A 22,748-nucleotide genomic window follows, 5' to 3' on the forward strand; every position below is an offset into this window, starting at 1 on the left:
GGTGGCCTAACTTAAATAAAAAAGTCTCCGACAAACCCGGTACGGTTCAGTAGTCATTCCCCTAGCATTTCCAGTAGAACCCGTTTTACCTAAAATTGTCTTAGCATCAACAACATCTCCTTTTTCAACATCTATGGTAGATAGATGTGCATAAAAAAAATAAATTGAACGGCTGTTTGTAATATTTCTTGATGCATAAGTTTTTTGCTTTTCAGGCAAGTCATCAATGTTTACTTCTAATACTATAATTTTCCCATATGCCTTTCCACTATCTGTTGCAATAGCAATAACTCCACTACATACCGCAAAAATATTTGTACCGGAATCAGCAGCTAAATCTATACCTTGATGGTTTCTAGTACCTCCATTTCTAACTTTCCCGAAAGTAGCACTTTTTACATTAGCTAGACCAGCAACTCTTAACTGGTTTATTGCTAAAGGATCTACCCACATTCCACTGCCTCCAACAATTTTATTTTCTTGTATTTCGATACTTGGTGTTGGTGTTGGTGTTGGTGTTGGTGTTGGTGTTGGTGTTGGTGTTGGTGTTGGTGAAGAAGTTTGCCCCAATAAAATTTTAATTGTTTCATCTAAAGATAAATTTATTCCAGAAGTTTTAGATTTATCCAATACATAATCATAAATATTAATATGTGCATCGATGTATGCTCTTAGCCATATTCCATAAGCAACTTTTGCATCGTTGTTATATCTTTTCAAATAATCTAAAGCATTTTGTTTACCCTTATTTCCAAATTGTGCAAGCAATAACATTTTTGCTCTTTCTGGGGAAAAACTATTGTTTATGAATGACCTCGCACCTCCAGCTCCTTCATGATGTAATAGATAAGCAAATTTAGCTATTGAGCTCGGCTCTGTTAATTTTTGATAAGGTAGTTTTGACCATTTAAAATTTATAATTGCATAAGCAGCTGCTGCATCAATCGAAAACTCAGAGTTGAATCTAAGATTTAAAAGTTGCTCCTCAGTAAGATATTTATTTTTTGAAGCATATTGCCCTATTAAAGATTCTTGGTTTTTACAAAGTTCAAGCCAAGTACCTTTAAGAAATTGTGTTAATCCTGCGGCATTTGTAGTGGTATTAAAACTTTTGGAATCCCATTCCCCATTACTTTTTTTTGCAGCTTCAGCGTGAATTAAAGCTGCTAAACTATGTGGAGTAAATCCATGACGTTTCGAAGCATCTATAACAAATTTTCTATATTTATTATTTACTGTATTGAGTATGAAGTTCTCTTCTGTAAATTGGCTTGCAATTATATGGGTACTATTACCTGAATCAGTCCTTTTTTGACTATTTACTGGCTCAGGTAAAATTATAGATGGTTGACTAGTATCTATTTTTTCATTTATCCCTTTTACGATAGGATCTGCTAAATTTTTTAAGGATTTTTTGATTTCCTTTATTGTCTGTTGAACTATACCCGATTGAGGATAGTGATTGCCGGAGACTTTCATTTGCCTTGAAGTCAGCCTTAAAACTTTTTTCCCTATTGGTAAAGTTTTATGATTAGCTATTAAATCAAAATTACTTTTTATATTTTTGTAATAAACTTTTAAACCTTTTGAATGATCTAAGATTTCAATATCATTAATTACACCATCTTTAAAATTTATTTCTTTTGATTTACCATCATATTCTAGTTTTACAATTCCTTTTGAAATAGGTTTAAAAGATAAATCTAATAATATAATTTTTAAAATCAATTCAGCTTCAATCTCATTGATCTCATCAATATATATTTTTTGACCTACTTGTATTTTATGAATAGAAGAACTATTCAACTTATTAATTTTAGCTAATTTTTGTACTGTAATATTAAATTTTTTTGAGATACCCCACAATGTATCTCCTTTTTTTACAATATAATAATTCACAGAGAACACCTTTATAATTATTGAATGTCTTCAATCTGAATTCCATGCTCACCCACATCAAATTCATCTTCTAAATCTTTAGTATCTAAATCTTCAAAGATATTTGACCATTGCTTAAACCCTACTAATGCTTCATAAGCAACCCATTCTTGAGAAATAGATAATTGCGTTTTACCATTAGAATCAGTTTTACCTTCCCATAAAATTTCCTTATTTTCAGGTATGAACATAGTTACTTCAGCACCTTCAATTCCACTACCACCTAAACTATTAAATAAAAAATCTACAGCGTATGGTCCAGATTTAGGCAATTCAGGAATCTCATAAATAGTTTTGGCTCCTTCTTTAAATATATGCTGCCCTGCTCTACACTCAAACTTCCCACTTGTAGTACTAAATACTCCCTGTCCATTAATCTTTAACTGAGATCCGCCCGCAGTCAGTACAATTTCTTTAGGACTTATAATTTCAATCTGATCTTCAGTCGAAATAATTTTGATTTGTTTGCGAGCAATAGCTTCAATTGCATCATCTTGTGCTTGAAGCTCAATTTTGCCTTTTGCCGCAATGGCTCTGAATCCTTTTTGCGCTGCAAATAGGCTAATCCTGTCCTGAGCATGGGCAATTAAAGATTTCTGGGTTGAAAAATTGATGCTATCCGCGGCACTGTGGTTAATCTGTTTATCGGCTGATAAATGCAAATCTTCATTCGTTGAAAGTGCAATCGAATTGGGTGCACAAAGTACCATTAGCGCCTGTTTAAAGGTTTCAGCCGTACTTTGATCCTGCTGTTCAATTTGGTTCAGAAAATTTGTCAGATGATCAAGTGCCTCTAAAGGATCAGTTTGCTGGTTTTTAGCAACGTCACTTAAGGCCTTACTATTATTTAAACTTGATTCGAGCTGGCTTTTAGACGGGCTACTATTTAAGTGGTTGGCATTAGCATTTTCCTGTTTATGCGTTGAAAGTAGCAGGCCAGCCCCCGCCCTCACTGCTCCCCACTGATCCGTCCTAAGCTCAAATCCTTCACCACGCCCATCACTCACTTCATCTTCTTTAGGGTGGCTTAAATTTCCTAAATTTAGTTGGCTAGCCCCATGACTACTTTGTAGCTGTACACTAATCTGTCCGGTCGTATCATCAAAACGAAGCTGGTTAAAACCTTCCCCATTTACTTCCTGAGAGCGGATACCGCTCAGTTTTTTGGTTAATGGCAGTTTGCCTTTGACATCAAACATCGTCTGATGCCGTTCAGCTTCATGAATACGACCCACCACAAATGGCCGGTCGACATCTCCCTCAAAGAAATCAATGACGACGATTTCCCCGATACGTGGATGGAATCTTGCTCCATAGCCTTCACCTGCCCACGGTGCCAACACATCTACCCAAGCCGAGTCGCTATCATTATCATTGGCACCAGCGCCACCATCATGTTGATGGTCATCACTGCGGGTAAACAGGAAACGAACCTTGACCCGCCCCCATTCATCCACGTAAATAGTTTCACCCTCAGGTCCAACTACTTTCGCTCGTTGTGGATGGGCCATAGGCCGATGCTGTAATGGATGATATTCAGGTACGACAGGAATATGACGACGAACCAAATACAATTCATTACTCTGTCTTTCATCATCTAATACTTTCCAGTGACTGGACTGTATTAAGTGATCCAGCTGCAGCAAAATATCTTTAGGTAAATTATTCTGGTTATAGAAGTGTTTGCCCAAAATTAAAAATTCACGTTCATTGGCTGGATGTTGATCTATTTCAGGATGATCATGTAATTCAAACCAGTACCCAACTTGTACATCACGCACACTACTACTGGCCTTAAAATATTTAGACTGCAAGGCATGGGACTGGTTTAGCTGCTGGCTGAGTTGATCCAGTTGAGCAGAACTGGCTGAAGTCATTTGATCTTCTCCATTCAGGTCGCTGATCCAGGCCGGGCTAATGGTCCAGACATCTTCAAGATTCAGGCTTTGATTATCCTGTACTTCGCTATGCTGATGGCTACTGAGCAGTAGCTGACTTTCATTCTGAGCCAGCTGATCCGCGTGCCAGCGCTGGGTTTGTACTAAGGTTGGATTTAAAGAACGCTCTGCCAATAGACCAGTAATCGTGTCAAAAGGTTCGGTGGCATGGCTACGATGAAAACGGATACTACGGCGCTTTAAAGCCTGAAAATGCGGCTGGTCATCAATCAAACGTAGAATTTGTGGCTGAATGGTCTGAGCTGAAACGGGGACCATGATTTCCTTTTCATCGATCAGCCAGTTAACGCCTTCACTACGCCATAAGCGGGTCAGAAACTCATAATCCGTTTCATTGGACTGCATCACAAAAGGTCGAACATCGTAGTCCCGTGACAAGGCAGAAACATCCAGGCTCAATCGTGCTGCAAATAAGGAGCTGCGAGCCTGCCATTCTTTAAATAAAATTTCACTAATATCCCGAACGCTTTTATTCATAAACACTCGGCTATTGCGGCGTTTATGCCATAAGGAAGTTGCATCTTGCAGGGTCAGTTTATACAGCGTCAAAGCTCCGTCGCTTTGTCCCTGGCTTGCCGCTGTAATCAGACCTGTCGTTCGAAATAATTCTCCACAGTCAGTCACCTGATCAACTGCAACCTGACAGCCAATAAATTGTTTTAAAGCGAGATTTGCATTGGTTGAAAGGCAGATCAGTTCTGCCTGTAAACCCTCATTAATCTGATGATGACCTTCAATGCGCTGAATAAAAACCTGTGTATTTAAAACCTGATTAGAAAACTGGATATGTAGGGCTCGTTTTTGCAGATTAAGCCCAAGAGTCTCAAGGATGGTATGAATATTGTTTAGCATCTTATAGTTATTTTTAAGGAGTATTATGCAGCTGATTTTATGAAAATTGCCCCCTATACGTCCATCATGCTTCTTATTTCACATGATTTAACCATGAATTTATTACTCATCAGCTCTTTTATTGAGGTTTTAATCTTTTAATGTTTTATTGACAAAATGACTAATGATTTCTGTTATTTGTGCTCACAGAGCAGAATCGTTACTGCTACACTTTATGCTTATATCAATCAAAAGAGCGTTGTGACATGCTTGATCTCCAGTCCAAACTGCCTGAATTGGGCGTGACGATTTTCAGTACCATGTCTGCCCTTGCTCAGCAACTCGGGGCACTGAATCTTTCACAGGGTTTTCCCGATTTCCCTGCACCACCCGATTTGATTGAAGCTTTAGGACGAGCAAGCACATCCGGTTTTAACCAGTATGCACCTGGAGATGGTTTACCGTTATTACGCGCTTTGGTCGCTGATTTATATTTACAGCGTGATCAATTATCACTAGATCCCGCTCAGGAAATTACCATTACACCTGGCGCAACGATTGCAATCTTCTGCGCAATTCAGGCTGTAGTGCGTGCAGGTGAAGAAGTCATTATTTTTGACCCGAGTTATGACAGTTATGCGCCGACGGTACAGGTTTTAGGTGCTAAACCGATTCATCTCGCACTCCAGCATCCGGATTTTTCAGTGAACTGGAACCAGGTCAAGGATGCGATTAATGATCGCACCCGCATGATTATTGTAAATACCCCGCATAATCCTACTGGAAGTGTCTGGTCTAAAGCGGATTGGCAACAGCTGATTGAACTGATCCGTGAACGCAATATTGTGGTGCTCTCTGATGAAGTTTATGAACATCTGGTCTTTGATGATGTACAACATTATTCAGCACTTTCCTTCCCGGAATTACGTGAACGCAGTTTTGTGATTGGTTCCTTTGGCAAAACCTTCCATGTCACCGGCTGGAAAACCGGCTTCTGTGTAGCTACCCCGGCCTTAATGAAATTGTTCCGTCAGGTATATCAATTTGCCAGCTTTTGTGGTGTAACACCAGTACAAGTGGCATTAACTGAATATTTACAACAGCATCCTGAGCATATTCCCCAGCTGTCGGCCTTCTATCAGGCCAAACGGGATTTGTTTAATTCATCCATTCAGAATTCACGTTTTCAGTGGAGACCATCACAGGGGACTTACTTCCAGAATCTGGATTACAGCAAAATTCGACCAAATTTAGAGGATGTTGCTATGTGTCAGTATTTGGCCCATCAACATGGGATCGTGGCGATTCCGGTATCAGTATTTTATAAACAGCCGCCAAAAGATTTACGTTTGCTGCGTTTCTGTTTTGCCAAAAAAGAACAAACTTTGCTGCAAGCGGGCGAAATTCTTTCCAAAGTTTGATTTAAATATTTAAAGACTTACATAGCTTCAGCCTTAGTTACCTAAAAGCTAAGGCTATTTTTCTGCAAATTTCCGATAATTATTTTTTTCTCCCTTTCTAATAATCAAGAACAGGATGTCTTATGGCACAGCAAGCATTGGTTCAGCAGCAAAATCTATGGAAAACATTTTTTATTTTCCTGTTGCCGCTGGTTGTGACCAATATCCTGCAAAGTTTGTCCGGTACGATTAATACGATTTTTGTGGGGCAAATGCTAGGCGTACATGCCATTGCTGCAGTTGCGGTTTTTTTCCCAATTCTGTTCTGCTTGATGGCTTTTGTAATTGGCTTGTCCGCAGGTTCAACCGTTTTAGTAGGACAGGCTTGGGGAGCAAAAAATCTGGAAAAAGTCCGCTGTGTTATTGGTTCTACCCTGTTTATGACCCTAATTGGCGGTAGCCTGATTGCATGTTTTGGGGTGATTTTTGCAGAGAAGATCCTGCTGCTGCTTGGAACCGATCCCGATGTGATGCATCTGTCTCTGCCTTATGTGCAATGGATGCTTGCTGGTAGCCCGCTGATTTTTATTTATATTATTTATACTTCAATTCTGCGTGGTGTGGGTGACAGCACGACGGCCTTATTTGCCTCTGCCCTGACGATTGGAGTTGGTCTGGTGGTGACACCTGTTCTGATTGCCGGTTATTTCGGTTTCCCGAAAATGGGGATTATCTCGCCTGCTATTGCAACTATTCTTGGTAACATAGCAGTCCTGTTATTTTTAGCCCTATATTTAAATTATAAACAACATCCACTTAAGCTAGATTGGGCTTTACTAAAGCATATCCGTCATCATCCCGGCTTAAGCAAAATTATTCTGCGCTTGGGCATTCCTACCGGTGTTCAGATGATTACTACTTCAGCTGCAGGTTTGGTGATTGTCGGTCTGGTCAACCGTTATGGTGCGGAAGCTACAGCAGCTTATGGTGCAGTAAATCAGGTGCTGAATTATATCCAGTTCCCTGCACTTTCCATTGCGATTGCTGCTTCCGTTTTTGGTGCCCAAGCAATTGGTGCTGGTAAAAATGACTTACTCAATAAAGTAACACGTACGGCCCTGAGTATGAATATCCTGTTTACCGGTAGTCTGGTGGTGTTGGCCTATCTATTCTCTAAATATCTGATGGCACTGTTTATTACTGATCCGCAAGTTGTAGTATTGGGTCAGCAGCTATTATTTATTGTACTTTGGTCAATTCTGTTCTTTGGTGCCAGTGCGATTTTTGCTTCGATTATGCGAGCCAGCGGCACAGTGACCGTACCGATGATTATCAATATTATCGCCATCATCGCAATTGAAGTTCCGGCAGCCTATCTATTCAGCCATTGGTGGGGGCTGCAAGGCATCTGGTATGGTTATGCCTTGGCTTTTGTCTGCCTGTGCATCATGCAAGGCTTGTATTACCAGTTTGTCTGGAAAAAGAAAACCATTGAAGCGCTGATTTAACAGTAGCTTAAGTATGTATAAATTTAAAACTTATCTATTTTTAAAGTAAATACATCTCGTCTTTATGCCTATTCCATATTCATTATAAGGATTTAATTTTATCGTATTTTTAAACTCGATTATTCCTTGTTATAAACCTGGTGAAATACAGGATAACAACAGGATTTCAGCATATCTCAACGACAAATTAAACTGGGTGCCTTCATTCCAACGACGTCGCGACATGCAGCTGGTTGGCGGCATCCAGCGTCCCGGCCCCAAGATCATTTAAGCCTTGATTATGCAATTGAACTAGCAAAGACTGCTGAACGTGGCCTGTTTGATGCTTATTTTCTTGCCGATGGTTTGGCTGTTAATTGGAGTCATGGCGCTTCTAAGCATAATAAAAATGTAGGTTATAGTGACAAAGTTGTTGGGTTTGAACCCTTGACCTTATTTGCGGCTATTTCAGCAGTCACCAAAAATATTGGCTTTATTGCCACTGCATCGACCACCTATGAAGAACCCTATCTATTAGCACGTAAATATGCCTCTTTAGACCATATTAGTAGGGGTCGTGCTGCATGGAATGTGGTGACGACTATCTCTGCTGAAACTGCGCGTAACTTTGGTTTTAGTCCACATCCAGATGCCAAAGTCCGTTATGAACGTGCGGATAAATTTATTGAAGTCGTGCAGAAACTCTGAGATTCCTGGGAAGATGATGCCTTCCTCTACGATAAAGAAAGTGGTCATTTTTTTGAGGCCGCTAAACAGCATGAACCGCTTCCTCAAGGAAAATATTTTAATGTCCAAGGCGCACTGAATGTCTCTCGTCCACCACAAGGCTATTCGGTGAATGTGCAGGCAGGTCAGTCTGAAGATGGGCGTGAACTGGCAGCGAAATATACCGAAGTGATTTTCACAGCCCAACAAAGTTTCACGGATGCACAGGCTTTCTACCGTGATGTTAAAGGCCGCTTAGCTAAATATGGTCGTCATGCGGTGACTTAAAAGTGAGGCCAGGCGTATCGGTATTTGTCGCCAAGACCGAACAGGAAGCTAAAGAAAAATATGCATTGCTCAATAGCCTGATCCACCCGGATGTCGGCCTGGGCTTACTTTCAGGTTTAGCCGGCGATATTGATCTTTCACACTATGATCTGGATGCCCCCTTCCCCATAGAAGATATTAAGATCAAGTCCAGTCGTCAGCAAATGATGCTTGAGATTACAGCGAAGCATCACTTTAGTATTCGTCAGTTATACGAATATATTGCTTCTGCCTGTGGTCACTGGACATTGATTGGTACACCTGAACAGGTGGTCGATCAGTTACAGGAATGGTTCGAAAATGAAGCTGCAGACCGCTTCAATGTGTTACCACCAACAACGCCTGCCGGCCTGGATGACTTCGTCAATTTCATTATACCGGAGCTGCAACGCCGTGGCCTGTTCCTGACTGAATATGAAGGCAGCACTATGCGTGAAAATCTGGGTCTGAAACGTCCAGTAAACCAGTATCTAGTGACTCAACCCAATACGGCTATAGCCTCTTAGATCAGCCTTTATAAAAAAGATTAGTTTGAATTACTATTTTATTTTCTGTGGAGGAGAGAAAGAAAAATTATTGCTAGTCTTTCATTTCTTAAATTTAAATATAAAAAGTCCGCAGAAGCGGACTTTAATTTAATAACTTTTAATAATTTAAGCTGATTTCTTAGATTTACCTAACTTAGTGGCAAAAGCTGTGACCTTCTGATACCCCGTTGGTAAAATACGTTGGATTAAATCGATCGCTTTGGCATCGTTACCAATCAATAAACGGCGTTTGTCTTTTTGAACGGCCTCCAAAATCTGACGCGCTGCTTCTTCAGGCGGACAACGCAATAATTTATTGAAGCTACGCGCAGACTTTTCAGGGCTCATCCCTAAAGCCCTGAGGCTGTCATTCATTTTTGCGGCATTGGCAATATTGGTACGAATTCCCCCCGGATGCACGCAGAGTGCGCTTACACCACAATTTTCAATATCCAGTTCTTGACGTAAAGACTCAGTAAAACCACGCACTGCAAACTTGGTGGCATTGTAGGCAGACTGGGTTGGCTGCGCAGTCAGTCCAAATAAACTCGAAATATTCACCACATGACCATCGCCGGTCTTTTTAATGCGTGGCAAGAATTCTTTAGTGCCATACACCACGCCCCAGAAGTTGATCCCCACGATCCACTCGAGTTCGTCATAAGATGCGCCTTCCACTGTTGACCCCAAAGCGACCCCAGCATTATTGAAGATCATGTTGATACTGCCATGATCCTGCTCGACTTTTTCCGCCCATGCACGGACTTCTTCCAAATCGGCAACGTTGACCTTGTCGAGGGTGGCACGCACGCCAGTGTCTTTAATCAGCTCAAGTGTTTTAAGTAAACCTTGTTCATTCACATCACTTAATGCCAGATGACAGCCCTGTTTCGCCAAAAGTACAGCTAACTGCTGACCAATGCCCGAACCTGCACCGGTAATCGCTGCAACTTTATTATTAAAATTTTTCATAAGTTTCCCTTATTGATGAAACTGCCTGCCCAGACAGCATTTCTTGTTCTGTCGTGCTTCATGCAGCAATTCTCTTCAATATAGTTTTGACAATACTCATTGTCAATCATGATGACTTATCTGTTCAGGACAATCTAGGTTGGTGATCAACAACATAGGTCTAAATGCAATTTATTGGTAAGATATTCAAAATTTCGGTGCTTATGAGCTTAATCATTCTATGACCAATTCGGCAATTCCTGTGGAAAAACAACAAAAAACGATGACAAAGGAACGTCAGTTTAAGGGACTGTCTATGGCTGAACGCCAGCAGGCACGCCGGGAAAAGCTGATTGAAGCGGGTATTCAAGCGTATGGCACGCATGGCTTTTTTTCTGTAACCGTCAAAGATATCTGTACTGAAGCCAAACTGACCGAACGCTATTTCTATGAATCATTTAAGAAAAGTGAGCATCTGTTTCAAACTATTTTTCTAAAACTGATCGATGAATTGCAGCAAAATGTCATGCAAGCCATGATGCAGGCTTCCTCTGATCCTAAAAAGATGATCGAAGCTGGTCTGACTGCCCTGCTCACTACATTGCGTGATAATCCACGTATGGCCCGGATTATTTATATCGATGCCATGCTGGTACAGGAACTGCATAATCAGGCTACCATTCACGAAACCATGGGCCGTTTTGACCGCATGATTCAGGCCTTTGTCATGCTGATGATGCCGAACCTGAGCCGTTCTGAACAGGAAATTTCTCTGGTATCCACGGGCTTAAATGGTTATGTCACCCAGATTGCCATTCGCTGGGTCATGAGCGGTTTTAAACAGTCCATGGAGGAGGTTCTGTCCTCATGCAGTATTGTATTTTTGGCACTTTTTGAATCTTTTTCAGATAAGAAATAATATTTAGCGCAATTATTTCTTAATTTATTTTCTATTTTTCAATCAATTGTTATTACAGATATTTTTCCTCTATCAAGTAACTTAAATTGTCACAAATCTTTGCGAAAGCAGGGCAAATATCCCTTTCTGCAATGATACTGTCATAATTAATCTTTGTAATAGGCTCGTCATAAATATAAAACGGTCCACCGTTGACTTATAGGAAATGCGCTGTGAAAGATGACTACATTTTAATCGTCGATGATGAGCTTCCAATTCGGGAAATGATCCATACGGCACTGGATATGGCTGGCTTCAATTGTTTAGAAGCAGAAGATGCCAAACAGGCCCATCAAATGATTGTGGATCAGCGTCCAGCCTTGATCCTGCTGGACTGGATGATGCCCGGTGGAGTGAACGGTGTAGACTTATGCCGTCGCCTGAAACGCGATGAAACCCTGTTAGAAATTCCAGTCATTATGCTCACTGCACGAGGCGAAGAAGATCATAAGGTTCAAGGTCTGGATGCCGGTGCAGATGACTACATGACCAAGCCATTTTCTACCCGTGAACTGGTATCCCGTATCAAAGCCGTACTGCGCCGTACCAATAGCCTGAATGGTGAAAAAAGTATTGAAGCCAATGGCCTGTTACTCGATCCTGCAAGCCAGCGTGTCAGCTTTAATGATACTATTCTGGATATGGGGCCGACTGAATACCGCCTGCTGGCCTTCTTCATGACCCATCCAGAACGTGCCTATACCCGTGCCCAGCTCCTGGATCAGGTGTGGGGTGGCAATGTGTATATTGAAGACCGAACCATTGACGTGCATATCCGACGCCTGCGCAAAGTGCTGGAGCCATATGGCGCCGACCGTTTTGTACAGACTGTACGCGGAACCGGCTATCGCTTTTCGACCCGTATTGATGTCGCACTCGGCTAATTTGACTTAGGTAAATCCTGCTTTATGTATAAACCCTACCCTGTTCCTGAAATGGCCCGTGGGCATAAACTGCCAAGCTCCAATAGCTTATGGGACTTTGCCAAGCAGGATTTACGCCTTCTGGCCTTCTTCCTGTTGATCGGCAGCCTGATTGGTTTCGGGATCGGGTATTTCTGGGTCTGTATCGTACTGGCTTTTGTAGCATTCTTTGTCACACAAATCCGTTCCCTATATTTGGTCAATGACTGGATTTCCAATCGTCCTTATGACGTACCACCCAAGATCAATGGCATCTGGGGTGCCCTGCTCTTTAATGTCTATCAGGCCCAGCGTCAGGAACGCATTGTACAGGCAGAAATGGTCGAGCTGATTGATCGTGCCCAGTCTTCTCTAGGCGCGCTACAGGAAGCCGTGGTACTGATCGATGAAAATCAGCAGATTGAATGGTGGAATCCCGCAGCTGAACGTCTGCTCGGCATCAGTGCTGAAGATAAAAGCCGTAATATTCTGAGTTTACTCTCTCAGCCAAATTTCGTTGATTATTATCATCATATTGATGATGCACCTGACGGTCTCAAGATGCAATCTTCGATCTTTGAAGACCATTATGTACAGATCAAGATGACCCGCTTTGGGGGTGAAAGCCGTCTCTTGGTCGCTTATGATGTGACCCGGATGCATAATCTGGAGCAGATGCGCAAAGACTTTGTCGATAACATCTCGCATGAGTTACGTACGCCTTTAACGGTGCTCAGCGGCTATATCGAAACCTTTACCGATCAGGAAGATATCAGTCCACGCTGGAAACGCGCCTTTGACCAGATGCAATCCCAGACCCGGCGTATGAATGCCTTGGTCAATGACTTGTTACTATTGTCTCGTCTGGAAAATGACGAAAATATTGCCAAGAATCAGATTATCGACATGCCCAATCTGATGAACCAGCTATTTGATGATGCTCAGGCCTATAACGTGGATTATGGTCATACGCTGAACCTGGATATTGACAGTCATTGTGATCTGATTGGTTCCGATATGGAAATTGCCAGTGCTTTCAGCAACCTGATCACCAATGCGATTAAATACACGCCAAAAGGCGGTACGGTCACCATGGGCTGGCATGATGATAGTGAATCGGCTTACTTTGTGGTAGAAGATACCGGGATCGGGATTGACCCGAAACACGTACCGCGTCTGACTGAACGGTTCTATCGCGTCGATTCTGACCGTAGCCGACGTACTGGCGGTACAGGTCTTGGACTTGCGATTGTAAAACATGTACTGATGCAGCATCAGGCACAGCTAAAAATTGATTCTCGTGAAAATCAGGGCTCTACTTTTAAAGTGATTTTCCCGAAGGAACGCTTGAGCTTCCCGGACTGATTGAAACCTTATCCCAATAAAAAGGTGCCTTTTGGCACCTTTATTTTTAATGGCTTGTTAACTCAATACTTCTTCTTTGGACATGGCCCGGAAATAGGCAGGACGATGAGATAAGCGTTCCAGATAGGCTTCAATCGCCGGATAACGTTTACCCGTACGGGTCTGAATGGCATCTAATGGGAAACTCATCTGAATATCAGCAAAACTAAATCGACCGGCAAAATATTCATGCTCGCTCAGGTAGTCTTCCAGATATTGAATATGATCTTTAAGACGCGGCTGTACAAATTTACTTTTAATTCCACTGGTAATCTGTCGCGCCATAGGACGCAGCAAAAATGGTGTGTGCTTCTCAACGGAATTAATGACCAGATGCATAACCAGTAACGGCATCAGTGAGCCTTCGGCATAATGCATCCAGTACCGGTACTGCTGTTTGGTAGTAGAATTGAGCGGCTGAAACTCCATACCCACATCATAAGTTTCCTGCAAATATTGTAAGATTACCGCAGATTCTACCAGCACCTGATCACCATCAATCAGGATCGGCGCCTTCCCCAATGGATGGATCATCTTCAACTCTGAAGGGGCAGAAAAGTTAGGCAGCCGTTTATGGAACTTGATTTCATAATCTAGCCCCAATTCTTCCAATGCCCATAAAATACGGAACGATCGGGACTGCTCAAGATGGTGTAGGATACGCATGTTAGACTCTTTTGTTATTGTCGTGTTATTGCCGCTTTAGCATAACAAAAAGTGTCTGGTTTCGGTGAAATGCTTTACGAATTATATTACATTTCAATCAGCCTTCTTTACATATAGCGAGATCAAAGTAATGTAGTTCGAATTTCCAGACTCCGTAGCAAAGTTTTGGTCACTGGCGTTTTTTGACAAATTTCCAGAATTTTTAGCCGCAATGTTTCATCTAACGGATTTTGAAAACTTAAACGTCGTTCAATCCATTCCTGCCCTTCCCGATTGGCAAAGAAATCGGCTTCAACCTGAAACTCCCCCAGCTCCAGATCTTTATGGCTGGCATACATACGCAAGCTAATCATGGTGCAGGAAATCAAGCCTGCCAGCAGAAAATCATAAGGTGCGGGACCACGATCCTGACCACCAAAAGCTTCCGGCTTATCTGTCAGATATTGGTGATTGCCATGACTGATCTGTCCCTGCCATGGTGTTTCCAGACTATGTACACGAGCACTTGCAAGCATGGCCATTTCTTCTTCCTTATTTTATTGATGATCCATTTATTTTGAAGGACGCATATGGCCCGGGAAAGCAGGGGCTTCAAGTCGTGGTCCCTCGTAGGCAGGAATCGAGCCAAATCGTTCATGCTCTGCAATCCATTGCTCACGTGCCATTTTCAATTCTTCAGTCGTGCGGCCAACAAAGTTCCACCATAGTAAAATCGGGCTTTCAAAAGGTTCGCCCCCCAGCAACAGTACACGGCTTCCGGCATGAATCTCGATATTTACCCGATCCAGCCCCGGTTCCAGAATCACCATATTATCTTCAGTCAGTTCATGTGCGTTGATACTGGCCGTCCCTTCCAGTGCCAGAAAACCATATTCAAATTTCGGATGAAGCGGTAATACTGCCTGGGTACTGTCTGCTGCATACAGATCCACCCCGAGCAGTTCACTATGTACCTTCACTGGTGATATTGCCTTAAGATATTCCCCGACCAGTACCGTGAACTCAATGCCTTGATCCTCAACCACAGGCAATTCCGGATAATGATCAAACGCGGGTGCCATATTGACCATATCATCTGGCAAAGCGATCCAGAGCTGTGCGGCATGCATTTTAGTTTCTGTTTCAGGTGCAACTTCAGAATGGGAAATGCCATAACCAGCCGTCATCAGATTGACCTGACGCGGACGTAGTAACTGCGCACTGCCCAGACTGTCACGATGCATCATAGTACCTTCAATCATCCAGGTAAAAGTCTGCAGACCAATATGTGGATGTGGTCCTACATCCAGGCCATCCCCTTGCGGGAAATGAGCAGGTCCGGCATGATCCAGAAAACACCATGCCCCGATCATCCGTTTATGCCGGCTTGGTAACGCACGCTTGATCACTGTTCCCTGACCAATTTCAGCACGGCGTAATGGAAATTCTGCAATAAACTGATTGACGTATTTTGTACAATCATCTGAATTGAAAAGTTCGATATCATTATTATTCGACATGTTCTGGCTCACTCGGCTGGGTCAAAAGATCATAGCAATTCAGATCGGTAAAAAGAGTGCTACTTTCAGGATTGTGCTTGTCATATTTGCAACAATCTTTAACTTCAACGGTCTGATCTGTACTTGATCTGATTTCTTGTTTTCATGGGTACTCCAAATCTTGAATCTATCCTTAAAATTCGAGGTCGCAACTAGGTAAAGATCACTCAAACCTTTTTTAGCATTTTTCATTTTAATAAGGTGAGGTTTACACATACTGCAACAAACAATTATCTCGGATTGTTTCACGTGAAACAGACTTATATTTAATTTTTTGTAAATTAAATCAAATAATTAATTCAATAATACCTAAGTTTTGGCTTTCTCCTTTCGCAGAAAAAATGTTTTGTTACTTTTTCCTTCTCCATGCGTCGCAATCTATCCGTTTGACCATAGATTCCTGACCCTAAAGTTTGCTCATAATATGTGCGAATTTTTAATGGATTGAAAAATGACGATTGCCGATGGCAGGATGGATGCAAATATGCAGGCTTCCTTGCAGAGTCTTAATCGGCATTCTTCGGAACAACTGCAACCTTCCGAGAATGACCTGAAGAACCGTCAAGTGCTAGAAGATGCACTTGTGGATCGGCACGCCCGTATTCCTGTGCAATTTCTACCTCATTTTTACGACTATCTGTACCGGCATAACTACCATAGTCTGCGCCAGATCCACTTACTGGCACAGTTGGTGTTCCTGCTATATTTCTTTGCCGATATCTTTATCATCCCCGACCTGATGATGGTTTCTGGGTTTACTCGGGTGATTTTGGTCTTAGCTTTCTGGATCGTCTGTGAACTGTTATTTCAATACAGCCAGAACATTCGCTTGCTCGATCTGATCCTGCCGATAGGGACTACGCTTTGTGCTGGAGTATGGATCCTGCTCCTGCTCTCTTCTACCAGCCTACATGTAGAAAATTACTTGTATGCTGCATCCATTTTTATTCTGATTACCAATCTCTGCATCAAGGTTCAATTTAGGGCTGCACTATATTGTTCAATCCTGATCAGCCTGCTGGTCCTGATAGCAATGACGCAGCTAATGACGTTATCGGAAGCTTTTATCTTTATGGTCGTGTTCAGCCCAGTGTTGCTGTTTAGCCTGTATTTTAACTGGAATAATATCTTGCATACCCGTCGTGCATTTATCCGTACTTTATTAGATGAATGGAACTACCATATGGTGCGTAATCTCGCCCATACTGATGAACTGACTCAGCTCTATAACCGCCGGCATTTTGTTAATCTGGCAGAAAACTGTATTCATGACTGGCCAAGATATTCAAGCACCTGTCTGCTGATGTTTGATGTGGACCATTTCAAGCAGATCAATGATAGTTATGGGCATGATGTCGGGGATCGGGTATTACAGTTAATTGCAGATACAGCGCGTAAGGAAATGCGCCATAGTGATGTACTGGCACGTTTTGGTGGTGAGGAGTTTATTATTTTGCTGTCCGATACACAGTTGCAGGATGCTTTGGTAATTGCCGAGCGCATTCGTAATTCGATTCAGCAGCAGTATCTCTATGCCCGGCCTGAGCTGGTATTGAAATTTACAGTTTCGATTGGTATTGCTGAGTTAGAGTCCCATACTCAGGACCTGGATGATCTGATTAAAAAAGCGGATGTGGCGCTTTATGCTGCCAAGAAGAGTGGACGTAACCGGATTGAAGTGTATCGTCCAGATATGAGTTCACCGTTTCAATCTAATTTACAGAATTTTTATACTGAAAAATATATTAACTTATGAACAGTCATAGAGGTGACTTAAATGTATAGACAGTAAATCTAGCCTATCTCCTTTGTTGCTTTGTACTCACTCTCCCTTTTTTGTAACCGAAAATATTTATTCTAGATGACTACTTTTAAAGTGAATTTTTAAGGAATAGAATAAAATTTATACAAAACTTAATATATAAAAAATTTTATTTTTTATGGGGAAGGCTGAATGCCACAGGAATATCATAAGGAGTCACGCCTTCTGATTCAGCAGGCGCTTAAAGATCCTCTGGTGTGTATTCCTCAGCCATTAAAATCTGCCTATTATTCTCATCAGAAAAAGCTGCATCTGAGATATCTGCTTCAGGTGAATCTGTTTGCACAGTTTGCTTATGCTTCCTATACCCTTGCGGATATTTATGTACTGCATGACATCCACACCCTGTTGCTTGTAACCAAACTGGGTTTTACCTCAGTCATGACCCTGATCACGGTCTGGATGTACCAGCATAGCCGGAATTTACCACTCTTTGATCTATTGCTACCCACTTCGATTATTGGTGCCAGTGCGGTCTGGTTTTTTAATTTAAATCAGTCAGAAAGTCCTTATAACCTGATCTATCAATATTCCTCTCTGGTCTTTATTGTTCTGGCAAATTTAAGTGTACATATCCGTTTCAGGCCTTCCCTGATCATCTCGGCCCTGATTACCTTCATGATCTATATGGGTGTGTATTTCAATGTTAAAGGCGATCTGCAACAGCTGGTTCTGTTTTCTCTGATTTATTTGCCGGTGCTAAGTTTTAGTATTTATATCAGCTGGAATTCAACGCTTAAATCTCGGATTGTATTTTTACAACATACCTTGAACGAATATAACCGTCAGGCTTTTGAGCATATGGCGCATACCGATTCCCTAACAGGATTAAATAATCGCCGCTTTTTTGAATATTTGGCTCAGCAACATCTAACACATAGGCTTGAAGAAGGAACACCGAGTCCTAGTTCATTAATCGTCTTTGACGTCGATCATTTTAAAAAGATTAATGATAACTATGGTCATGATATTGGCGACCAGGTACTGCAAATCATTGCAAAAACAGCTCAAAGTGAAATGCGAAATACTGATATTCTGGCGCGCTACGGCGGGGAAGAGTTTATTGCCCTGCTTCCTGATACGCATCTGGATGATGCTCTAAAAATTGCCGATTGTTTAAGGCAGCGCATTGAACAGACCGAAGTATTTCTTGATCAAGTTCAATCCTTAAAATTCACCATTTCAGTGGGTGCGGCGATCTTGGAAACCTGTGAAACGGACCTGTATACCGTAATTAAACAGGCGGATATTGCGCTGTATCAGGCCAAGGCCAACGGACGGAATCGAGTAGAGCACTATGACCCTTTAACCAGTCCTAATGTCGTACTGCTGTCACAAGGCTCATGGAATAAGGATCGGGCAATTAAAATCGTAGGAACCTAGTTAAAAGATATCTTCATCGAAACGGTCTTGGTCGATTTTATAAATATGAAAGCTCCGTTCGATCTGTATGCCTAAACCAAATTCAATCATTAAGGATGTGAGCTTGTCTCCATCAATCAAAACAATGCCTGATTTCTTTGCGGACTCAATAGCTTCTTTACTGAAATTAGAAGTGGTAATAAATACACCTTTCTTGGCAACTTGATCTGCCAAAGCACCTTTGAATTGTTGAATCTCAGGACGACCAACTGTATTTTCCCAACGCTTGGCTTGAATATAGATTTTATCTAGACCTAATCTATCTTCACTAATAATACCATCTACTCCCCCATCATTCGTTTTGCCAATTGCTTGAGCCGCGTCCTGATGTGATCCACCATAACCCATTGCCACAAGAAGATCGACTACAAGCTGCTCAAAGAACTTTGGTGTTTTCTCTTTAATAAGTTGTAAAAGTTCTGCTCTAATATTTGACTTCAATAATTCTGTTGTATTTTGAATAGTTTCTTCAGGAGTCTGCTTACCTTCTAATTCTTCTATTTTAATAATTTGATTAGTACTTTTTTCTAGGCTATTAATATCCTCTTTTATACCAAATTTAAATTCTTTAAAACTTTCGAATTGTGCCAAAAATTCATTGGTTATTGCATCTAAATTATTAAGATTTAAAGTTTTACCTAACTCACTGATTTCACAATATGCCCTTTTAGGCTGATTTATCAGACCCGCCTTTACCAAATACGTCTTTGCCCAAGAAACTCTATCTTTAAAAATATTCTTTCCACTTGGAAGTGTTTGATTGAGTATGTCTTTTGAGAGCTTTGAGCGTTCAGCTAATATATTTGCCGCATCTGAAATTTTTATAGGCTCATTTAACTCAAACAATAACTTTATTAAAGGAAGCATCAATTGATCATAAGTAGGCAATGACATTCAATAAACTCTTTTTTAAAGTCTAATTTTCATGCAGTATAAACAAAAAAAGAGCGCCTAAGCGCTCTTTTTTTATTTTGAGATATCAGGCATCTCTTTTAAAAATTCCTCACTGCCGCGCGCATAGCGCTTGGCGTAAAATCGGCTAAAAGCTATCGCTTTTAGAAATCCCAATTTTACTCCCATTCAATCGTTGCAGGTGGTTTAGACGATACGTCATAAACCACACGAGAAACTTCAGCAATTTCATTCATGATACGAGTCGAGATTTTATCTACCAGCTCGTATGGAAGGTGAGCAAAACGAGCTGTCATGAAGTCAACAGTTTCAACTGCACGAAGTGCAATGACCCATGCATAACGACGACCATCACCTACAACACCAACAGATTTAACTGGCTGGAATACAGCAAATGCTTGTGCAGTTTTGTCATACCAACCGCTAGCACGAAGTTCTTGCATGAAAATGTCATCTGCTAAACGGAGAATGTCAGCATATTCTTTTTTCACTTCACCCAAAATACGAACACCTAGACCCGGACCTGGGAATGGGTGACGATAAAGCATTTCAAATGGAAGACCTAAAGTAGTACCCAATTTACGTACTTCATCTTTGAACAGGTCACGAATTGGTTCAACCAGTTCAAATGCTAGATCTTCTGGTAAACCACCCACGTTGTGGTGTGATTTAATCACGTGTGCTTTACCTTGTTTGCTTGCAGCAGATTCGATCACGTCAGGGTAAATCGTACCTTGAGCCAGGAAGTTTACACCATCAAGCTTACGTGCTTCTTCAGCAAATACTTCGATGAATTCACGGCCGATGATTTTACGTTTTTTCTCTGGATCAACTTCACCCGCAAGTGCAGTCAAGAAACGCTCTTCAGCATCAGCACGGATCACACGGATACCCATGTTTTTCGCAAACATGTCCATAACCTGGTCGCCTTCATTCAGACGAAGTAAACCATTGTCTACGAATACACATGTCAATTGATCACCAATTGCACGGTGTAAAAGTGCCGCAACAACTGATGAATCTACACCGCCTGAAAGACCGAGCAGTACTTTTTGATCACCAATCTGTTCACGAAGCTGTTCAACACGAAGGTCGATAATGTTTTCAGAGTTCCACAGGCTACGGCAACCACAGATATTGTGAACGAAGTTAGACAGTAACTCTTTACCTTTGGCAGTATGAGTGACTTCCGGGTGGAACTGAATACCATAGAAACGGCGTTTTTCATCAGACACCATTGCGACCGGACAGCTTGGTGTGCTGGCAGTAATCTGGAAGCCTTCTGGAATTTGAGTCACTTTGTCACCGTGGCTCATCCAGACTTTCAATTTGTCTGCTGAATCTTCAAGATCGCCAATAAGACCATCACGGATTTGAATGTCTACTTCTGCATAGCCAAATTCATGTACTGTACCTGGCTCAACCTTACCGCCAAGTTGTGCAGACATGGTTTGCAGACCGTAGCAAATACCCAATACAGGAATGCCCAAGTTGAACACAACTTCTGGCGCACGCGGGCTGCCTTCTTCGTGAACGCTCTCAGGACCACCTGACAAGATGATACCGTTTGGATTAAATGCACGAATGTCTTCTTCAGACATGTCATAGGCAAACATTTCAGAATATACGCCAGACTCACGTACGCGACGTGCAATCAATTGGCTATATTGAGAACCGAAATCCAAAATCAGGATACGATCTTCAGTGATTTGAGTATTGGTAGTCATGACAAACAACTATAGAAAGGCAAACGAAAGATAAGCGCCGTATTCTATCATTTTTCGCTGCATTAAGCACACTGTTTCAAGGCGCTTGAAATATATACATATTTAGCACTGTATCTTGATCAGACTGAATTTTTTGTCAGATCTGCTTCAATCCTGGATTCCAGATTGCATGAGATTGAAGCAGAACTTTAAATGTGGTTATTGCACTTTTTCGATACTAATCACATCAATATCGGTAGGTTTCTGACGATGAGTATCTACCTCGCCAAGCACACGAACGTTATCGCCCGCTTTTAAATTCAACGGTTTCCATAGGTCATCATCAACATCAATAATAATCGTGCCACTACTGTCTCGAAGTTCAAAATCATCACTCTGCGGTGCAACTTGACGCACAATTTTACCTGTTAAGGTTACACCAGTTTCATCCGGCATTTTTTGTGCTTGAGCAATGCTGACTTTATTTTTTTGAGCTTCAGCAAGGAGGGCCTGATCTGACTTTGCCCATGCACCGCCACTAACAACGAGTCCCGTCATTAATACAGCTAAAATTTGCTTTTGCATTCAATATACTCCTTAAACAACAGGTCTAAATTCCTGATTCTATCTAAGCAGAGTGAATGCACTGAACGAAGCTTAATTCGGTAAAGCTAGTTTAATGTTATGTATCCACAAAAAAAGCGGTCTTAGACCGCTCGATTGGAGCGTTGCTTTGTTATTGGTGCTCAATCAGATGATCAAGACTGAAACGACCTGCACCCTGTAATACCAATAGCAATAAGCCACCTGCCATCGCAAAGTTTTTCATAAAGTTCACTGCATCCTCAGGCGTACCATGAAATAAAAATGCAGTCACTAAGCTAAAGCCAACCAAAAGTGCTGCCACTACACGGGTCTGCAAGCCAAATAAAATCGCTAAACCACCACCCAATTCCAGCAAAATCGTCACAGGTAATAATTCAGCAGGAACACCCATAGCTTGCATATAACCAACCGTTGCGTCATAACCAGCGATTTTGCCCCAACCTGCCACAATAAAAATATAAGCCATTAAGGCACGTGCAGACACGAATGTTACGGATTCAAGTACAGGATGAGCAACAAGATTGGCGATAATACGATTTGGATTCAACATGATAAAAACTCGAAAATGATTGCTAAAATATGAGCACATCTTATAAGTTTCATTTTTAATTATTAATAACCAAAATAAGATTCATCGTTTTATTTTTAGAATGATTAGACTGGAAAT

General features: G+C 41.5%; 20 protein-coding genes. 10 read left to right on the forward strand and 10 right to left on the reverse strand.

Going from position 1 to position 22,748, the window contains the following annotated elements:
* Positions 1-6: 6 nt before the first annotated feature.
* Both C8322_RS13325 and C8322_RS13330 read right to left on the reverse strand, forming a co-directional pair.
* Positions 7-1,899 (reverse strand): LysM peptidoglycan-binding domain-containing protein, encoded by a 1,893-nt coding sequence (locus tag C8322_RS13325; RefSeq protein WP_228156513.1) that lies wholly within the window; start codon positions 1,897-1,899, stop codon positions 7-9.
* 17 nt (positions 1,900-1,916) lie between these two features.
* Complete coding sequence (locus C8322_RS13330; RefSeq protein ID WP_004814226.1) at positions 1,917-4,748, reverse strand: type VI secretion system Vgr family protein; 2,832 nt, start codon at positions 4,746-4,748, stop codon at positions 1,917-1,919.
* Between the two features lie 245 nt (positions 4,749-4,993).
* Between C8322_RS13330 and C8322_RS13335 the strand changes: the two genes are divergently transcribed.
* The 5 genes from C8322_RS13335 to C8322_RS14620 all read left to right on the forward strand — a co-directional run bounded on the left by C8322_RS13335 (position 4,994) and on the right by C8322_RS14620 (position 9,173).
* Positions 4,994-6,148 carry a methionine aminotransferase gene (locus tag C8322_RS13335; RefSeq protein WP_004814223.1) on the forward strand — a complete coding sequence of 385 codons (1,155 nt, stop codon included), beginning with the start codon at positions 4,994-4,996 and terminating at the stop codon, positions 6,146-6,148.
* Positions 6,149-6,270: 122 nt separating this feature from the next.
* Positions 6,271-7,635, forward strand: coding sequence for an MATE family efflux transporter (locus C8322_RS13340; RefSeq protein WP_004814222.1), 1,365 nt, complete (start codon positions 6,271-6,273; stop codon positions 7,633-7,635).
* 285 nt (positions 7,636-7,920) lie between these two features.
* Positions 7,921-8,322 (forward strand): LLM class flavin-dependent oxidoreductase, encoded by a 402-nt coding sequence (locus C8322_RS14725; protein ID WP_416224416.1) that lies wholly within the window; start codon positions 7,921-7,923, stop codon positions 8,320-8,322.
* Positions 8,323-8,469: 147 nt separating this feature from the next.
* Entirely contained in the window at positions 8,470-8,628 is a 159-nt protein-coding gene (locus C8322_RS14730) for an LLM class flavin-dependent oxidoreductase (protein WP_004814218.1), read from the forward strand.
* A 2-nt stretch (positions 8,629-8,630) separates the two neighbouring features.
* Positions 8,631-9,173: a hypothetical protein gene (locus C8322_RS14620; protein WP_004814216.1), complete on the forward strand. Its 543-nt coding sequence runs from the start codon at positions 8,631-8,633 to the stop codon at positions 9,171-9,173.
* A gap of 147 nt (positions 9,174-9,320) precedes the next feature.
* Here C8322_RS14620 and C8322_RS13350 read toward each other — a convergent pair whose 3' ends face one another.
* Entirely contained in the window at positions 9,321-10,166 is an 846-nt protein-coding gene (locus C8322_RS13350) for an SDR family NAD(P)-dependent oxidoreductase (protein WP_004814214.1), read from the reverse strand.
* Between the two features lie 220 nt (positions 10,167-10,386).
* On the opposite strand from C8322_RS13350, the gene C8322_RS13355 reads away from it, so the two are divergent.
* The 3 genes from C8322_RS13355 (at position 10,387) to phoR (ending at position 13,370) form a co-directional block, all read left to right on the forward strand.
* On the forward strand, positions 10,387-11,064 hold the full coding sequence (locus C8322_RS13355; protein WP_004814212.1) for a TetR/AcrR family transcriptional regulator: 678 nt from the start codon (positions 10,387-10,389) through the stop codon (positions 11,062-11,064).
* Positions 11,065-11,276: 212 nt separating this feature from the next.
* Positions 11,277-11,987, forward strand: coding sequence for a phosphate regulon transcriptional regulator PhoB (gene phoB / locus C8322_RS13360; protein ID WP_004814209.1), 711 nt, complete (start codon positions 11,277-11,279; stop codon positions 11,985-11,987).
* 24 nt (positions 11,988-12,011) lie between these two features.
* Positions 12,012-13,370, forward strand: coding sequence for a phosphate regulon sensor histidine kinase PhoR (phoR, locus tag C8322_RS13365; RefSeq protein WP_008307124.1), 1,359 nt, complete (start codon positions 12,012-12,014; stop codon positions 13,368-13,370).
* A 57-nt stretch (positions 13,371-13,427) separates the two neighbouring features.
* Here phoR and C8322_RS13370 read toward each other — a convergent pair whose 3' ends face one another.
* From C8322_RS13370 to C8322_RS13380, 3 genes are all read right to left on the reverse strand, one after another.
* Entirely contained in the window at positions 13,428-14,075 is a 648-nt protein-coding gene (locus tag C8322_RS13370; protein WP_005220314.1) for a glutathione S-transferase, read from the reverse strand.
* A gap of 122 nt (positions 14,076-14,197) precedes the next feature.
* The gene (locus C8322_RS13375) at positions 14,198-14,596 is read right to left on the reverse strand and encodes an OsmC family protein (RefSeq protein ID WP_005220317.1); all 399 of its coding nucleotides are present in this window, start codon (positions 14,594-14,596) and stop codon (positions 14,198-14,200) included.
* Positions 14,597-14,626: 30 nt separating this feature from the next.
* Entirely contained in the window at positions 14,627-15,574 is a 948-nt protein-coding gene (locus C8322_RS13380) for a pirin family protein (RefSeq protein ID WP_005220320.1), read from the reverse strand.
* A gap of 490 nt (positions 15,575-16,064) precedes the next feature.
* Between C8322_RS13380 and C8322_RS13390 the strand changes: the two genes are divergently transcribed.
* Positions 16,065-17,369 carry a sensor domain-containing diguanylate cyclase gene (locus C8322_RS13390; RefSeq protein ID WP_111810785.1) on the forward strand — a complete coding sequence of 435 codons (1,305 nt, stop codon included), beginning with the start codon at positions 16,065-16,067 and terminating at the stop codon, positions 17,367-17,369.
* A gap of 198 nt (positions 17,370-17,567) precedes the next feature.
* Positions 17,568-18,818, forward strand: a complete 1,251-nt coding sequence (locus C8322_RS13395; RefSeq protein ID WP_111810786.1) for a GGDEF domain-containing protein — start codon at positions 17,568-17,570, stop codon at positions 18,816-18,818.
* Here the strand turns inward: C8322_RS13395 and C8322_RS13400 are convergent, their stop codons facing one another.
* From C8322_RS13400 to C8322_RS13415, 4 genes are all read right to left on the reverse strand, one after another.
* Positions 18,819-19,751 carry a restriction endonuclease gene (locus C8322_RS13400; RefSeq protein ID WP_111810787.1) on the reverse strand — a complete coding sequence of 311 codons (933 nt, stop codon included), beginning with the start codon at positions 19,749-19,751 and terminating at the stop codon, positions 18,819-18,821.
* Between the two features lie 176 nt (positions 19,752-19,927).
* Positions 19,928-21,496: a glutamine-hydrolyzing GMP synthase gene (gene guaA / locus C8322_RS13405; RefSeq protein ID WP_004895334.1), complete on the reverse strand. Its 1,569-nt coding sequence runs from the start codon at positions 21,494-21,496 to the stop codon at positions 19,928-19,930.
* Between the two features lie 198 nt (positions 21,497-21,694).
* On the reverse strand, positions 21,695-22,060 hold the full coding sequence (locus C8322_RS13410) for a NirD/YgiW/YdeI family stress tolerance protein (RefSeq protein WP_111810788.1): 366 nt from the start codon (positions 22,058-22,060) through the stop codon (positions 21,695-21,697).
* Positions 22,061-22,211: 151 nt separating this feature from the next.
* Positions 22,212-22,631, reverse strand: a complete 420-nt coding sequence (locus tag C8322_RS13415) for a DoxX family protein (protein ID WP_076754665.1) — start codon at positions 22,629-22,631, stop codon at positions 22,212-22,214.
* Positions 22,632-22,748 lie beyond the last annotated feature (117 nt).

The organism is Acinetobacter sp. SM1B (assembly GCF_003289665.1).
Lineage (GTDB): Bacteria > Pseudomonadota > Gammaproteobacteria > Pseudomonadales > Moraxellaceae > Acinetobacter > Acinetobacter schindleri.

Coding starts and splice junctions, on each gene's coding strand:
- C8322_RS13340 (WP_004814222.1), top strand. CDS start 6,271: ATGGCACAGCAAGCATTGGTTCAGCAGCAAAATCTATGGAAAACATTT.
- C8322_RS13330 (WP_004814226.1), bottom strand. CDS start 4,748: ATGCTAAACAATATTCATACCATCCTTGAGACTCTTGGGCTTAATCTG.
- C8322_RS13390 (WP_111810785.1), top strand. CDS start 16,065: ATGACGATTGCCGATGGCAGGATGGATGCAAATATGCAGGCTTCCTTG.
- C8322_RS13400 (WP_111810787.1), bottom strand. CDS start 19,751: ATGTCATTGCCTACTTATGATCAATTGATGCTTCCTTTAATAAAGTTA.
- C8322_RS13335 (WP_004814223.1), top strand. CDS start 4,994: ATGCTTGATCTCCAGTCCAAACTGCCTGAATTGGGCGTGACGATTTTC.
- C8322_RS13415 (WP_076754665.1), bottom strand. CDS start 22,631: ATGTTGAATCCAAATCGTATTATCGCCAATCTTGTTGCTCATCCTGTA.
- C8322_RS13395 (WP_111810786.1), top strand. CDS start 17,568: ATGCCACAGGAATATCATAAGGAGTCACGCCTTCTGATTCAGCAGGCG.
- C8322_RS13350 (WP_004814214.1), bottom strand. CDS start 10,166: ATGAAAAATTTTAATAATAAAGTTGCAGCGATTACCGGTGCAGGTTCG.
- phoR (WP_008307124.1), top strand. CDS start 12,012: ATGTATAAACCCTACCCTGTTCCTGAAATGGCCCGTGGGCATAAACTG.
- C8322_RS13355 (WP_004814212.1), top strand. CDS start 10,387: ATGACCAATTCGGCAATTCCTGTGGAAAAACAACAAAAAACGATGACA.
- guaA (WP_004895334.1), bottom strand. CDS start 21,496: ATGACTACCAATACTCAAATCACTGAAGATCGTATCCTGATTTTGGAT.
- C8322_RS13380 (WP_005220320.1), bottom strand. CDS start 15,574: ATGTCGAATAATAATGATATCGAACTTTTCAATTCAGATGATTGTACA.
- C8322_RS13375 (WP_005220317.1), bottom strand. CDS start 14,596: ATGGCCATGCTTGCAAGTGCTCGTGTACATAGTCTGGAAACACCATGG.
- C8322_RS13370 (WP_005220314.1), bottom strand. CDS start 14,075: ATGCGTATCCTACACCATCTTGAGCAGTCCCGATCGTTCCGTATTTTA.
- C8322_RS13410 (WP_111810788.1), bottom strand. CDS start 22,060: ATGCAAAAGCAAATTTTAGCTGTATTAATGACGGGACTCGTTGTTAGT.